Annotated in this window: 14 protein-coding genes and 1 pseudogene; 9 read left to right on the forward strand and 6 right to left on the reverse strand. The window is 72.3% G+C overall.

What is annotated here, in order from left to right; all coding sequences use genetic code 11:
* Positions 1-405: pseudogene (locus tag VQ03_RS19490) on the reverse strand (A/G-specific adenine glycosylase); the annotation flags it as partial.
* Between the two features lie 170 nt (positions 406-575).
* On the opposite strand from VQ03_RS19490, the gene VQ03_RS19495 reads away from it, so the two are divergent.
* The 9 genes from VQ03_RS19495 (at position 576) to VQ03_RS19535 (ending at position 9,017) form a co-directional block, all read left to right on the forward strand.
* On the forward strand, positions 576-1,061 hold the full coding sequence (locus tag VQ03_RS19495; RefSeq protein ID WP_048452563.1) for a DUF721 domain-containing protein: 486 nt from the start codon (positions 576-578) through the stop codon (positions 1,059-1,061).
* A 203-nt stretch (positions 1,062-1,264) separates the two neighbouring features.
* Positions 1,265-1,924, forward strand: a complete 660-nt coding sequence (locus VQ03_RS19500) for a DsbA family protein (protein ID WP_048452564.1) — start codon at positions 1,265-1,267, stop codon at positions 1,922-1,924.
* 134 nt (positions 1,925-2,058) lie between these two features.
* Entirely contained in the window at positions 2,059-5,508 is a 3,450-nt protein-coding gene (locus tag VQ03_RS19505) for a chromosome segregation SMC family protein (protein ID WP_048452565.1), read from the forward strand.
* Between the two features lie 158 nt (positions 5,509-5,666).
* Positions 5,667-6,044: an AtpZ/AtpI family protein gene (locus VQ03_RS19510; RefSeq protein WP_048452566.1), complete on the forward strand. Its 378-nt coding sequence runs from the start codon at positions 5,667-5,669 to the stop codon at positions 6,042-6,044.
* Positions 6,045-6,135: 91 nt separating this feature from the next.
* Positions 6,136-6,891, forward strand: coding sequence for a F0F1 ATP synthase subunit A (locus VQ03_RS19515; protein WP_048448032.1), 756 nt, complete (start codon positions 6,136-6,138; stop codon positions 6,889-6,891).
* Between the two features lie 122 nt (positions 6,892-7,013).
* Positions 7,014-7,241: a F0F1 ATP synthase subunit C gene (locus VQ03_RS19520; RefSeq protein ID WP_012336551.1), complete on the forward strand. Its 228-nt coding sequence runs from the start codon at positions 7,014-7,016 to the stop codon at positions 7,239-7,241.
* A 194-nt stretch (positions 7,242-7,435) separates the two neighbouring features.
* A complete protein-coding gene (locus tag VQ03_RS19525) occupies positions 7,436-7,999 on the forward strand; it encodes a F0F1 ATP synthase subunit B family protein (protein WP_048452567.1) in 564 nt (187 codons plus the stop codon).
* Between the two features lie 22 nt (positions 8,000-8,021).
* Complete coding sequence (locus VQ03_RS19530; protein WP_157064174.1) at positions 8,022-8,507, forward strand: F0F1 ATP synthase subunit B family protein; 486 nt, start codon at positions 8,022-8,024, stop codon at positions 8,505-8,507.
* 252 nt (positions 8,508-8,759) lie between these two features.
* Entirely contained in the window at positions 8,760-9,017 is a 258-nt protein-coding gene (locus tag VQ03_RS19535; RefSeq protein ID WP_048452569.1) for a DUF6894 family protein, read from the forward strand.
* Between the two features lie 458 nt (positions 9,018-9,475).
* On the opposite strand, the gene cckA is transcribed toward VQ03_RS19535, so the two are convergent.
* The 5 genes from cckA to fliE form a co-directional block, all read right to left on the reverse strand.
* On the reverse strand, positions 9,476-12,088 hold the full coding sequence (cckA, locus tag VQ03_RS19545; protein ID WP_048452571.1) for a cell cycle histidine kinase CckA: 2,613 nt from the start codon (positions 12,086-12,088) through the stop codon (positions 9,476-9,478).
* 133 nt (positions 12,089-12,221) lie between these two features.
* Positions 12,222-13,286 carry a flagellar biosynthesis protein FlhB gene (gene flhB / locus VQ03_RS19550; RefSeq protein WP_048452572.1) on the reverse strand — a complete coding sequence of 355 codons (1,065 nt, stop codon included), beginning with the start codon at positions 13,284-13,286 and terminating at the stop codon, positions 12,222-12,224.
* Between the two features lie 4 nt (positions 13,287-13,290).
* Positions 13,291-14,064, reverse strand: coding sequence for a flagellar biosynthetic protein FliR (fliR, locus tag VQ03_RS19555; RefSeq protein WP_048452573.1), 774 nt, complete (start codon positions 14,062-14,064; stop codon positions 13,291-13,293).
* Positions 14,065-14,123: 59 nt separating this feature from the next.
* Positions 14,124-14,390 carry a flagellar biosynthesis protein FliQ gene (fliQ, locus tag VQ03_RS19560; protein ID WP_048452574.1) on the reverse strand — a complete coding sequence of 89 codons (267 nt, stop codon included), beginning with the start codon at positions 14,388-14,390 and terminating at the stop codon, positions 14,124-14,126.
* Positions 14,391-14,406: 16 nt separating this feature from the next.
* Positions 14,407-14,534: flagellar hook-basal body complex protein FliE (gene fliE / locus VQ03_RS19565; RefSeq protein WP_048452575.1), on the reverse strand; the 128-nt coding region annotated here is incomplete at its 5' end.

The raw sequence follows: 14,534 nt of genomic DNA on the forward strand, positions 1-14,534 counted from the left end.
GATCGCCGCGATGGCGCCCGCCGTGTAGGCGCCGATGCCGGGCAGCTTCCTCAGGCCCTCGACCGTGTCGGGAAAGGCCCCGGCCTCCGCCACCGCACGCGCGCAGGCATGCAGGTTGCGGGCGCGGGAATAATAGCCCAGGCCCGCCCAGGCGCCCATCACCGCCTCCTCGGGCGCCGCCGCCAGGGCCTCGACGGTCGGGAAGCGCTCCAGGAAGCGGGCGAAATAGGGCTTCACCGCAGCGACGGTGGTCTGCTGCAGCATGATCTCGGACAGCCAGACCCGGTACGGGTCGGGCGCGACGCCGGGCAGCGCGCGCCAGGGCAGCGCGCGGCGATGGCGGTCGTACCAGACCAGGAGGTCGGCGGCATGCGGCCTTGAGTGCGACGCGGCGGGCGCTACCATGCGGCCCGCCTTAGCGGGTTTTCCGCCTTAGCGGGAGCGGGATTTCGGGGCTCTTCCGCCGGACCCCACCCTGGCGGCCGCGAGGCCGAGGGTTAAGTGTTCCCTTACACGAAGGCTCTATCTGTCGGGGCTTCACGCCGGAAGCGGCGACTCACCAGGACGGACGGGCGATGGCGCGGCCCAAACCCTTGAGCGAGCTGATCGAGCGGTCCCTCGGCCCCGTCTTCGCGGCGCAGGGCTTCGCCTCGACCGACATCCTGGCCTCCTGGTCGGAGATCGTCGGCGAGCGCCTGGCCCGGGCCTGCCAGCCGGAGAAGCTCGAATGGCCGCGCCGGCGCGGCAGCACGCGCGAGCGGCCGGAGCCCGGCACCCTGACGGTGCGGGTCGAGGGCGCCTTCGCCCTCGAGCTCCAGCACCTCGTGCCGCTGGTGATCGAACGCATCAACCGCCATTACGGCTGGGCCTGCGTCGGCAAGATCCGCCTGCGCCAGGACCGGGTCGCCCAGGCCCGGCGCCGCGCCGCCGCTCCCCCGCCCCTCGACCCGGTGCGCCGCGGCGAGGTGGCGCTCGCCGTCTCCACCGTGAGCGAGGCGGCGCTCCGCGACGCCCTCGACCGCCTCGGCCTCGCGGTGCTGGGGGCGCAGCGCTCGCGCTGACCGCAGCCGTCTTTCGCATTCCGCGTACCTCGCCCGCGGCAAGCCCGACCGGGCGCCGGACGCCGTCGCGGCACGCGGCGGCACCACGGAAAGGCGGAAGCGTCGCGGGCTGTTGATGCGCCGGCTGCTTGCCACGAGGCGGCCGGGATTCTACCGCACTCACGAATGCGGACCCTCCCGCACCCTCCACGAGGACGCCTGCCATGCTCACCCGTCGCGAGGCCCTGACACTCACCGGCTCGGCCCTCGGCGCGGCCCTGCTCGCCCCGGCCCTGCCGTTCCGCGCCCTCAATCAGGCAGCCCTGGCGCAAGGACCGGTGGTGGACGGCCTGATGCAGCCCGGCCCCCTCGGCGACGTCTGGCTCGGGCCCGACACCGCCCGCTGCACCATCATCGAATACGCCTCGATGACCTGCTCCCACTGCGCCGGCTTCCACAAGACGACCTGGCCGGCGCTCAAGGAGCGCTGGATCGACACCGGCAAGGTCCGCTTCACGCTCCGCGAGTTCCCCCTCGACCCGCTCGCCACCGCAGCCTTCATGCTGGCCCGGTCGGACAACGCGGCGCGCTACTACCCGATCACCGACATGCTGTTCGACCAGCAGGCGAACTGGGCCTTCGTGCCGAAGCCCCTCGACGCCCTCGAGCAGATGATGCGCCAGGCCGGCTTCTCGAAGGAGAAGTTCGAGGCGACCCTGAAGGACCAGAAGCTCTACGACGCGGTCAACGCCGTGAAGGAGCGCGCGATGACGACCTTCAAGGTCAACGCCACGCCGACCTTCTTCATCAACGGCCAGAAGTACCAGGGCGAGATGACGATCGAGGGCATGGAGAAGGTGATCAAGCCGATCGTGGGAGCGTAATTCGCTTTCGTTTGGACGAACATTAGAGGAGTGAGCGCGGGGTCCCCTCTCCCGCACGGGAGAGGGGAATCGCGCCTGACCTCGCCCCCGGCGCCAACACACACGCACCCCGACCCCGCGCACCGCGTCTCCCCATGAAATTCACGCGCCTGCGCATCGTCGGCTTCAAGACCTTCGTCGAGCCGAGCGAGTTCCTGATCGAGCCCGGGCTGACCGGGGTGATCGGCCCGAACGGCTGCGGCAAGTCGAACCTCGTCGAGGCCCTGCGCTGGGTGATGGGGGAGAGCTCGCACAAGAGCATGCGGGCCTCGGGCATGGACGACGTGATCTTCTCGGGCTCCGGCGGGCGCCCGGGACGCAGCCACGCCGAGGTGACGCTCACCCTCGACAACGGCGCCCGCACCGCCCCCGCCGCCTTCAACGCCGCCGACCTGCTGGAGGTCTCGCGCCGCATCGACCGGGGCGCCGGCTCGACCTACCGGGTCAACGGCCGCGAGGTCCGGGCCCGCGACGTGCAGCTGATGTTCGCCGACGCGGCGACCGGCGCCCGCTCCCCGGCCATGGTGCGCCAGGGCCAGGTCGCGGAGCTGATCGCGGCCAAGCCCCAGGCGCGGCGGCGCATCCTGGAGGATGCCGCCGGCATCGGCGGCCTGCATGCCCGCCGGCACGAGGCCGAGCTGCGCCTGCGGGCGGCGGAGGACAACCTCGCCCGCGTCGAGGACGTGCTGACGGCGATCACCGCCGGGGTCGATTCGCTGCGCCGCCAGGCCCGCTCGGCCCAGCGCTACCGGGCGATCGCGGCCGAGATCCGCCGGCACGAAGCGCTGCTGCTCCTGATCGGGCACACGAATGCCCGCCGCGAGGTCCAGGCGGCGGAAGCGGCACTCGCCCAGGCCCTCGACCGGCTGGCGCGCGCGCAGGCCGAGCAGGTGGACTCAGCGACGGCGCAAGGGGTCGCCGCCGCCGCCCTGCCGCGCCTGCGCGAGGCGGAGGGTGCGGCTTCGGCCGAGCTGCAGCGCCTGACGCTGGCGGCGGCGCAGCTCGACGCGCAGGAGCGCCGCAGCGCCGAGCGCCTGCGCGATCTCGGCCGCCGGATCGTCGATCTGCGCCGCGACCTCGCCCGCGAGGCCGCCTCCCGGGACGATGCGCAGGCGACCCTGGAGCGCCTCGACGGCGAGGCGGCGGCGCTGGCCGAGGCCGATGACGGAGACGTGGCACGGGCGGAGGCTGCGGCGCGGGAGGCGACGGCGGAACAAAGCCTCGCGGTCGCCGAGGCGACGCTCGCCGCGGCGCAAGGGGCCCAGGCCGAGCACGCGGCGCGGCGCGGCGCCCTGATCCGCGCGGCGGCCGACGAGCGCGCCCGGGCGACGCGCCTCGCCGCGGAGCGGGCCCGCCTCGCCCGCGAGGCCGCAGCGGCCGCGGAGGCCGGGTCGGACCGGCTCTCCGCCCTGCGCGAGGCCTACGACGAAGCGAAGGAGGCGGCCGAGAGCGCCGAGGAGGCGGCGGCCTTGGCCCGCGATGCCGTGGCAGAGGCGCGCGACGCCGAGGCACGGGGCCGGCCGGTCCTGGCCGCGGCGGAGCGCGAGGCGGCACGGCTCGACACCGAGGCCCGCACCCTCGCCCGCCTGGTGGCGCCGGGCACCGCAGCGCGCTTCCCCCCGATCCTCGACGCGCTCACCGTCGAGCCGGGCTACGAGGCGGCCCTGGCGGCGGCCCTCGGCGACGACCTCGAGGCCGCCCTCGACCCTGAGGCCCCGACCCATTGGGCGCTCCTTCCCGATCCCGGCGCAGACCCGGATCTGCCGGCCGGCGCCCGGCCGCTCGCCGAGCGGGTGACCGGCCCGCCGGCCCTCGCCCGCCGCCTGCGCCAGGTCGGGCTGGTGGAACCGGAGGACGCGGCGGAGCTGCGCCAGCGCCTGCAGCCGGGCCAGCGCCTCGTCACGAAACGCGGCGACCTCACGCGCTGGGACGGCCTCACCGCCGCGGCGGAAGCGCCGCGCCCGGCGGCGCGGCGGCTCTCCGAGCGCAACCGGCTGGAGACGCTGCACGAGGCGGCGGCACTCGCCCGGGAGCAGGCGGAGACCGCGCGGGAGACCCACGACGCCCTCCAGGCCCGGGCGCAGGAGGCCGCTGCCGCGGAGCTGCGCGCCCTCGACGGCGCCCGCCTCGCCCGCCGCAACCTCGACGGTGCCCGCGAGAACCTGACTCATGCCGAGCGCCGGGAGGCCGAATCCGCCGCCCGCCGGGTCGCGCTGTCCGAGGCCGAGGCGCGCATCGCCGCCGAGGCCGAGGAGGCGGCGGCCCGGGTCGAGACCGCCGAGGAGGCGCTGGCCGCCCTCGACGGGCCCGAGGACCTCGCCGCGCGCCTCGACGAGGCCCGCAAGACGGCCGAGGCGCGCCGCCTCGCCGCCGCCGAGGCCCGGGCGGCCCGCCTGTCGCTGACCCGCGCCGCCGAGGAGGCGGCCGCCCGACGGGCGGCGCTGGCCGCCGACCGGGCGCGCTGGCAGGAGCGGGCCGAACGGGCCGACGCAATCCTGGACGAGCTCGGCGACCGCCTCGCTGGTGCGGAAGAGGAGCAGGCGGAACTCGCCGAGGCGCCGGAAACCTTCGCCGAGGAACGCCGCCGGCTCACCGCGGCGACGGAGCGCGCGGGTGCCGCCCGGGCGCTGGCCGGCGAGCGCCTGGCAACCGGAGAGGCGATTCTGGCCGAGGCGGAGGCGCGGGCGCGCGGCGCCCTCGACACCTTCGCGGCCGCCCGCGAGGCCCGCGGCGCGGCGGCGGCCGCCCACGAGGCCCTGGAACGGCGCCTGGCCGAGGTGGTCCGCACCATCGCCGACAGCCTGGAGACCAGTCCGGAGGGCCTCTACGGCCTCGCCGGCGCGACGCCCGGAGATCCCTTGCCGGAGATCGGTGCGGTCGAGGCCAAGGCCGCGGGCTTGCGGGCCGACCGCGACCGGCTCGGCGCCGTGAACCTGCGGGCCGAGGAGGAACTGCGCGAGACGGAAGGGCGGCGCGACGAGCTGGGGCGCGAGCGCGACGAGCTGATCGAGGCGATCCGGCGCCTGCGCGGCGCGATCCAGAGCCTCAACCGCGAGGGGCGCGAGCGCCTGCTCGCCGCCTTCACGGCGGTGAACGGGCATTTCGAGCGGCTGTTCACGACGCTGTTCGGCGGCGGCACCGCCGAATTGACCCTCGTCGATTCGGACGACCCGCTCGAAGCCGGCCTCGACATCCTGGCCCGGCCGCCGGGCAAGAAGCCCCAGACCATGACACTGCTCTCAGGGGGAGAGCAGGCCCTGACGGCGACCGCCTTGATCTTCGCGGTGTTCCTCACCAACCCGTCGCCGGTCTGCGTCCTCGACGAGGTCGATGCGCCCCTCGACGACGCCAATGTCGAGCGCTACTGCGACCTCCTCGCCGCCATGGCGCGCGACACCGACACCCGCTTCCTCGTCATCACCCACAACCCGATCACCATGGCCCGGATGGACCGGCTGTTCGGCGTGACCATGGCCGAGCGGGGGGTGTCGCAGCTCGTCTCGGTCGATCTCGCGACCGCGGAAAGGCTGGCCGAGACGGTTTGACGACGCTCCCGCGAAAGGCGCGAAATCAGTCGGAAGTCCAATGACTTACCGCCGGTCCGGGGTGCCTTGACACCCAAGGTGGGCGAAACTATGGTGCGCCCGCTCGACGGGGGTAGCCGGACCGGATCTCCTCACTCCTTCACGCGCGAGGTTTCGCCATGAGCGGCAACGACCCGCGGGGGAAGGACGGCACCGGTGAGGGCTCCTCCCCCGACGACGACCTCTCCGCGAGGCTCAAGCGTCTCGAGATGCAGATCGACCGGAAGCGCCCCGCGGCGGCTCCCGATCCTTCGTCGCGTCCCGGTAGCGGCCAGCCTTCGTCCCTCGGCATCGCCATGCGGCTGTCCACGGAGTTCGTGGCGGGCGTCCTGGCGGGCGGCCTTCTCGGCTGGGGCTGCGATCGTCTCCTGGGCACCAAGCCCTGGGGCCTGATCGTCCTGCTCGTCCTGGGCTTCGCGGCCGGAATTTACAACGTGATGCGCGTTTCCGGATTTTTTCCGGCCGCGGACACGAAGAAAGGCCCGCCAGGGTCTTGATCATCCGGTGGATGCCGTGCATCCGCCTGCACGGATTGGCAGCGCGGCGGGAAAAGCCCGCGGCAGCGACACACGAGGGGGCGGGACCGGCATGGCCGTCAAGATGGATCCGATCCACCAGTTCGAGCTGAAGCCGCTGGTTTCGTTCGGGCATATCGGCCACCAGCACATCGCCTTCACGCAGTCGGCGCTGTACATGTTCCTGGCCGTGGGGCTCATCGCGCTCCTGACGATCTGGGCGACCAAGAGCCGCGCGGTGGTGCCGGGCCGGGCGCAGTCCCTGGCCGAGGTGTTCTACGAGTTCATCGGCCAGACGGTGCACCAATCGGCCGGCCACGGCAGCGAGCGCTTCGTGCCGCTGGTGTTCTCCCTGTTCATGTTCATCCTGCTGCTGAACCTGTTCGGGATGATCCCCTACGCCTTCGCGGTGACCAGCCACATCATCGTCACCTTCATGCTGGCGCTGGTGGTGATCCTGACCGTGGTGATCTACGGCTTCATGGCCCACGGCACCCACTTCCTCGGCCTGTTCGTGCCGCCCGGCGTGCCCGGCTGGCTCAAGCCGCTGATCGTGGTGATCGAGGTCGTGTCGTTCATCTCGCGTCCGATCAGCCTCTCGGTCCGTCTCTTCGCCAACATGCTGGCGGGCCACATCGCGCTCAAGATCTTCGCGGGCTTCGTCCCGGCCCTGCTCGCCGCCGGCGTCTGGGGCATCCTCTCGCCCCTGCCCCTCGCCCTCTCGGTCGCCGTCACGGCCCTCGAGATGCTGGTCGCGGTGCTGCAGGCCTACGTCTTCGCGACGCTGACCTCGATCTACCTCAGCGACGCCCTGCATCCGGGCCACTAAGGGCCGGGGCCTGACGGCCCCGCCTCCCGCCCGCGATCAGCTCACAAGCTTCCCACCCCGGTTCGCCGTGTCGCGGCCGGATACCACCCGCCAGACGACTAGACGACCTTAGGAGCATCACGATGGATCCCGTTGCTGCGAAGTACATCGGCGCCGGCCTCGCCTGCCTCGGCATGGCGGGCGCCGCCGTGGGCCTCGGCAACCTGTTCGGCCAGTTCTTCGCCGGCGCCCTGCGCAACCCCTCCGCGGCCGACAGCCAGCGCGCCAACCTGCTCCTCGGCTTCGCGCTGACCGAGGCGCTGGGCATCTTCTCGCTGCTCGTCGCGCTGCTGCTGCTGTTCGCCGTCTGATCCCGGCGAGGATTACCTGACAAGAGGTGGTCCACCCGCGCACCGGGCCTTCACACGAGGCTCCGGTGCGCGCGCGTTAGCGGCCCCCGACACCACTTCGTGCAGCCGCCGCCCGCGAGGCGTGGCGGCGCGACGGCCGGCCCGGCCGAGCGCTCGGCGGGAGCGCTTCGTCTCCCCCACACCCGGACGACACCATGGCGCAGCCACATGCACCCGCCCCCCTGAAGGAGGGGCTGATTCACGAGCCGGCCTCCGAGCATGGCGGCGGCTTCCCGCCGTTCGAGAGCAGCACCTTCGTCGCGCAGATCCTCTGGCTCGCGCTCGCCTTCGGCCTGCTCTACTACCTGATGTCGAAGATCGCGCTGCCGCAGATCGCCGGCATCCTGCACGACCGGCAGGCCCGCCTCTCCGGTGACCTCGATCAGGCCGCCCGCGCCAAGGCCGAGGCCGACAGCGCCCGGGACACCTACGAGCGTGCGCTCAAGGACGCCCAGGACAAGGCCAAGGGCATCGCCCAGACCACGCGCGAGCAGCTCGCCGCCGAGGCCGAGACCCGCCGCAAGTCCCTCGAGGCCGATCTGGCGACCAAGCTCGCCGAGGCCGAGGGCCAGATCCGCACCCGCACCGCCACGGCGATGAGCAGCGTGCGTGAGGTCGCCGCCGACGCCGCGACCGCCATCGTCGAGCGACTGACCGGCCAGGCGCCGGACCGCAGCGCCGTCGAGGCAGCCTACGACCGCACCCGCGTCGTCCACTGAACCCGCAGGAGATCACGACATGCTGTTCGATGCGGAGTTCTGGGTCGCGGTCGCCTTCGTGGTGTTCTGCGGTATCGCCTGGAAGATGGGCCTGTTCGACCAGATCATCGGCGGGCTCGACAAGCGCGGCGCGCGCGTGCGCAAGGAGCTCGACGAGGCCCGTCGCCTGCGCGAGGAGGCCGAGGCCGTCCTGGCGGATTACAAGCGCCGCCGCTCGGAGGCCGAGCGCGAGGCCGCCGAGATCGTCGCCAATGCCCGAGCGGAGGCCGAGGCGGCCGCCGCCGAGGGCCATGCCCGCCTGAACGAGTTCGTGGCCCGCCGCACCAAGGCGGCGGAAACCAAGATCGCCCAGGCCGAGGCCCAGGCCGCGGCCGAGGTGCGGGCCGCCGCTGCGGAAGCCGCGGTTCGGGTCTCCGAGACCATCCTGCGGGAGAAGGTCAGCGGCGACGCCGCCCAGGACCTGGTCCGCCGCAGCCTCGGCGAAGTCCGCACGCGCCTTCGGGCCTGATCTCTCGCCACTCCCGGTGAAAGTCTGAGAGCCGCCTTCGGGCGGCTTTCTTATTTGGCCCGCACGAAACACCGACACGAACATGCCGCAAAGTCTTTGATTTTGATAAGAGGAATTATTTCAAGGTCTAACGGCAGCATCGTGGCCGCGCTCCGCCGAAGATGCGCGGGTTTTACAGGCTAAAAGGGCGGGAGCATCGCACCCGGTCGTTTTCTGTGGCATAGATACCGGCGAATCGCCGCCGAGCCCGTGATGACCGTCTATTATTTCCATTTCCAGTCGGGACGCCGCCTGATCCTCGACCCCGAAGGGGTCGAGTTGCAGAGCGCGGCCGATGCCCTGGAAGTGGCGGCCAAGCTGGCAGCCGGCCTGCTCGACGACCGCGAGGTCGCCTGCGACTGGGCGCGCAGCGCCTTCCGGGTCGAGGACCAGCACCAGCGCCGCGTCTTCCACCTGCCGATGACGGCGGTGCGAGCCCGCGACAACCGCAGCCGCGCCTTCCTGAATTAGGGCTCGGCCGAGCCGGCGACTGCGATCCCCGCCATGGGACCGGACAGGATGTCCGCCCGGCTCGTCTCGATGACGATGGAGCACGGCTCCCTGCGGATGGAAGGGCCGTCCCGCAGGGTAAGGGGCGGCGCGGGCCTTCTCCTGCGGCAGGGCTGCCCGGGGGACAATCCGCTAAAAATCAAGCGCGGGATCCCCTCTCCCGAGTGGGAGAGGGGCGGCGCGCCACTTCCTTCCCCGGACAGCCCTGCTCCTACGGAGAGTCGGGATCTTGCGCTTCCATCCACATCAGGCAGCGCTGCAAAACAGGAATTCTCGCCCGACGGCACGTACGCCCTGGATCGAAGGCGTCTCGGACTCGACGGAGCGCAGCCGGATCGCCCGGGAATGCAGGCGAGCCGGCCGGGAGGAGACAGCGCCTCCGGGGCCGCCAGGGTCCGGACGGGCAGCGATCCCCGGCCTCACCCCGCCATCGTGGTCTTCACCGTCTCGACGAGCTGCTTGAGACTGAAGGGCTTGGGCAGGAAGTTGAATTCCTCGCCGTCGGGCAGGTTCTTGCGGAAGGCGTCCTCGGCGTAGCCGGAGACGAAGATCACCTTGAGGGCCGGGTGGGCCTTGCGCAATTCGCGCAGCAGGGTCGGGCCGTCCATCTCGGGCATCACCACGTCGGAGACGACGAGATCGACCGGGACGTCGCGCTCCTGCATGATCTGCAGGGCTTCGAGGCCCGAGGCCGCCTCGAGCACGGTGTAGCCGCGGGCGGTGAGCGCCCGGCCGTTGACGGCGCGGACCGGATCCTCGTCCTCCACGAGCAGGATCGTGCCGCGGCCGGTGAGGTCGCGGGCCGGCGCCTTCGGCGGCTCCGCCGCGGGCGCCCCGGCGGGCGCGGCCGGGGCGGCGGCGGCTCCGGGCGCAGCCGGGGCGGCGATCTCGGGCAGCGCCTCCGGGGTCTCGGCCTCCGGCACCGGCACGTGGCGCGGCAGGTAGATGGCGAAGACCGTGCCCTGGCCGATGGTCGAGCGCACGTCGATGTAGCCGCCGGACTGCTTGACGATGCCGAACACCGTCGAGAGGCCGAGGCCCGTGCCCTTGTTGACCTCCTTGGTGGTGAAGAACGGCTCGAAGATCTTCTCCATCACCTCCGGCGTCATGCCGGTGCCGGTGTCGCTGACCTCGATCAGCACGTGGTCGGCCCCCGGCAGGCCGTTGAGGCGCAGGGCCCCCACGGCCTCCGCGGTCATGTTGGCGGTGCGGATCAGCAGGCGCCCGCCCTCCGGCATCGCGTCGCGGGCATTGACCGCGAGGTTCACGATCACCTGCTCGAACTGGTTGACGTCGGCCTTGACCGGCCAGAGGTCGCGGCCGTGCTTCAGGTCGAGTTCGACCCGCTCGCCGAGCAGGCGCTTGAGCAGCAGGGTGAGGTCGGAGAGCGCCTCGCCGAGATGGATCACCTCCGGCCGCAGGGTCTGGCGGCGCGAGAAGGCCAGCAGCTGCCGCACCAGGCTCGCGGCCCGGTTGGCGTTCTGCTTGATCTGCATGATGTCCTGGAAGGCCGGGTCGGTCGGCCGGTGGCTCGCCAGCAGCAGGTCGGAATAGCCGATGATCGCCTGGAGCACGTTGTTGAAGTCGTGCGCGATGCCGCCGGCGAGCTGGCCGACCATCTCCATCTTCTGGGCCTGGTTGACCTGCTGCTGCAGCTGGTGCTGGGCCGTGGTGTCGAGGGCGTAGAGGATCACCGCGCCCTCCGCGCCGCCCGCCGTGCCGGCGGGGCTGAGCCAGATCCGGGCCGAGCGGTTGACCGGGGCCGAGACCCCGATCTCGACCGGCGGCACGTCGCCCCGTCCTTCGGCCGCGGCGCGCGCCGCGGCATCGACGATGGTGCGGTCGCGCTCGACGACGAAGTCGCGCACGGGGGGGCCCGCCTCGCCGCCGTCGCCGGTGCGCGGCAGGGTGCCGAACAGGCGCGCGAAGGAGGCGTTGGCGCGGACCAGCCGCCCCTCCGCGTCCAGCGTGGCCACCGCGACCGGGCTGGTGTTGAAGAAGCGGTCGAAGCGCAGCTCGGCCGCCTGCTGGGGATCGTCGCTCTCCTCCCCGGCGGAGCGGTTGAGCACGAGGGTGCGCGAATCGCCCGGCCGCCCGTCCTGCCCGTAGGCGACCCGGTGGTAGAGCCTGGCCGAGAGCGGGTGGCCGTTGCGCCGGCGAAGATCCAGGTCGAACCGGTCGGTGCGGACCTCGCCGGGCTCGCCCTTGCCGCCGACCAGGACCGGCCCGAGGTCGTCGGGCAGGATCTCGGAGAGGCGCAAGCCGCCCGAGCCGACCTGCGCCAGGTCGTGGCCGAGCCAGGCCGCCAGCGTGGCGTTCATGTAGACGACCGAGCCCTTCGGATCGACCGCCATGAACCCCGCCGGCGCGTGGTCGAGATAGTCGATCGCGTGCTGGAGTTCCTGGAAGACGTTCTCCTGGCGCTCGCGCTCGTGAGTGATGTCGGCGACGCTCCACAGGGCCACCGGCCGGCGCGGCAGCGGCAGCGGCCGCACCCCGATGCGGAACCACGCGAAGTCGCGCTCCGCCGCGCCGCCGGGCGGGGGCGCCATGCGGATCTCCTCCGACAGGGAGCGGCCCTCGCGCGCGGCCTGCGCGAGGCGATAGACCGCCTCCGACACCTCCGGCGAGCCGACGAAGACCCGCTCGACCGGGCGCAGGTTGGTGAAGGTGTCGCTGCCGGCGAGCTTCAGGTAGGCGGCGTTGGCGTAGATCGGCCGGCCGCCCTCCTCCATGGCGATCATGCCGTCGGGCGCGGCATCGACCACCGCCTTGGTGACGTCGTTGCGGGTGCCCTGGCCGGTGAGCTGGATCGCCCCGATGGCGAAGGCGAAGAGGGAGAACACGCCCGCCATGGCGAGCAGCGCCAGCAGGCCGAGGATGATCGGCTGCGCCTGCTCGTTGGCGACGAAGCTGAGGCCCACCGCCGCGCCGACCAGGAGGCCGGCCAGCAGCAGGAGCAGGCTGACCCGGCCGGGCCGCTCGGAGCGGTCGAGGGCGGCCTCCGCCGCGGATGAGCTCAACTCCGGCATGTCGCCTCGACACTCCCCAAGGCCCGGCGCTGCATCCGGGTCCCGATCATGCTGCCCCGAAGGGCCGGTCTCGTCCGTTCCCTAGCAGGCACGGCGTTTCCGTGGAATGAACCCGGTTCGTTCCGGGCACTTTCTAGTGACGACGGCGCAGGCGCATCACGTAGCCGATCACCTCGGCCACGGCGCGGTAATGCTCGGGGGGCACCGCTTCGTCGATCTCGACGGTGGCGTGGAGCGCGCGGGCCAGCGGCGGGTTCTCGACCACCGGCACGCCGTGCTCGCGCGCCACCTCGCGGATGCGCAGCGCCAGGGCGTCGACGCCCTTGGCGACGCAGACCGGCGCGGCCATCCCGGCCTCGTAGCGCAGGGCGACGGCGTAGTGGGTCGGGTTGGTGACGATCACGCTGGCGCCCGGCACCGCCGCCATCATGCGCTTCTTGACCCGCTGCATGCGGATCTGGCGCATCCGTCCCTTCACCTCCGGGTTGCCGTCCTGCTCCTTCATCTCCTCCTTGAGTTCCTGCTTCGACATGCGCAGGCGCGCCCGCCAGCGGTAGCGCTGGTAGAGCGCGTCGCCGAGGGTGACGACGACGTAGGCCGCCAGCACCGCGCCCATCAGCCGCAGGCACAGCGAGAGGGTTCCCTGCAGCACCGCGGGCGGCTCGAGCCGCGCGAAGACCTCGAGCCGGTCGCGGTCGCCCCACAGGACCAGGCCGGCGGCGACGCCGACGAGCAGGATCTTGACGATGCCCTTGCCGAACTGAAACCACGCCTCCGGCCCGAACAGCCGCTTGACGCCCGCCATCGGCGAGACGCGGCTCCACTTCGCCCCCAGGGTCTCGGTGGTCCAGACGAGGGGGTGCTGGACGAGGCCGCCGACAAGTCCGGCGGCGGCGACCGCCCCCACCGGCACCGCGAGGGCGAGCCCTCCGGCGACCAGGGCCCGGCGGCCGAAGGCGAGGTAGCCCGCCGGATCCGAAGGCACCTCGTGCAGGTGGGCGAGCAGGCCGCGCAGGTCGGTCAGCAGGCCGCGGGCGAGGGGCGCCGCCCCGACCATCAGCACCAGCGTGAAGACGCCGAGCATCAGGAAGGTGTTGACCTCCTGGCTCGTCGCGACGTCGCCGCGCTTGATCGCGTCGTCGAGGCGCTTCTGGGTCGGGTCCTCTGTGCGATCTTCCTGGTCGGCCTGCTCCGACATGCCCTCACGACCTCCCGAGATCGGCCAGGAAGCGGCCGAGGTCGTCGACGAACACGCCCATCGTCACCCCGAGAGTCGCCAGGAAGACCAGCATGCCGATCAGGATCGAGGCCGGGGTGGCGACGAAGAACACCTGCATCTGCGGCATCAGGCGCGAGAGCACGCCGAGGCCGAGGTTGAACAGGATGCCGAAGGCGATGAACGGCGCCGAGATCTGAACCGCCAGGGTGAAGCCGCGGGCCACCGCCTGCACCGCGAAGGCGGCGGCGTCGCCGGTCGCCGGCATGCCGACCGGCGGCATCAGGGCGTAGGAGTCCCGGATGCCCTGAAGCGCGAGGTGATGCAGGTCGGCGGCGAGCACCAGGGTGAGGCCGAGCAGGCTCAGGAAGCTGCCGAGCGTCGCCTGCTGGTTGCCGGCCGCCGGATCGACGGTCATCGCGTAGGCGAGGCCGAGCTGCTGGGCGATGATCGTGCCGGCGGTCTGCAACGCCGCGATCACGGCCCGCACGCTCAGGCCCAGCACCAGCCCGACGGCGATCTCGCCGATGAGGACGCCGATCAGCGCCGTGCCGGGGCCGCCGGGCTCCGGCCCCGTGCCGCCCGGGAGCAGCGGGCGGGCGACCGGGAACAGCACCAGGGAGAGCAGCAGCGCGAAGGCGAGGCGCAGGCGCGGCGTCACCATCGCTTCGCCGACGCCCGGCATCAGCATCACCAGCGTGCCGACCCGGGCGAAGGTGAGGAGGTAGGCCGAGGCGAGGCCGGGCAGGAGGAGGTTCACGTCCGGCCGATTCGGGAGTGAGCGGGGAGTCGAGCTTGTCGGGCGGATTCCGTCCCCGCTCAACCCCCGGAGGCGATGCGGGCGGCGATGCGGGTCATGTAGCCGGCCAGCGCGTCGCCCATGAAGGGCAGCATCAGCAGCATCGCGGCGAAGACCGCGACGATCTTCGGCACGTAGATCAGGGTCTGTTCCTGGATCTGGGTCAGGGCCTGGAACAGCGACACGACGAGGCCCACGACGAGGGCGACGAGCATCGGCGGGCCGGCGACCTTGAGGAAGGTGAAGATGCCGTCGCGGGCGATGTCGAGGATGGCGAGGCCGGTCATCGGCGCCAACGATTCCTTAAATCTGCATCCGCAAGATGTCCTCGTAGGCCGAGATCACGCGGTCGCGCACCGCCACCAGGGTCTGGAGCGCGGTCTCGCTCTCGGCCACAGCGGTCACGACGTCGACCACGTTGGCCTTGCCGG

It is taken from the genome of Methylobacterium tarhaniae (assembly GCF_001043955.1).
Classification (GTDB): Bacteria; Pseudomonadota; Alphaproteobacteria; order Rhizobiales; family Beijerinckiaceae; genus Methylobacterium; species Methylobacterium tarhaniae.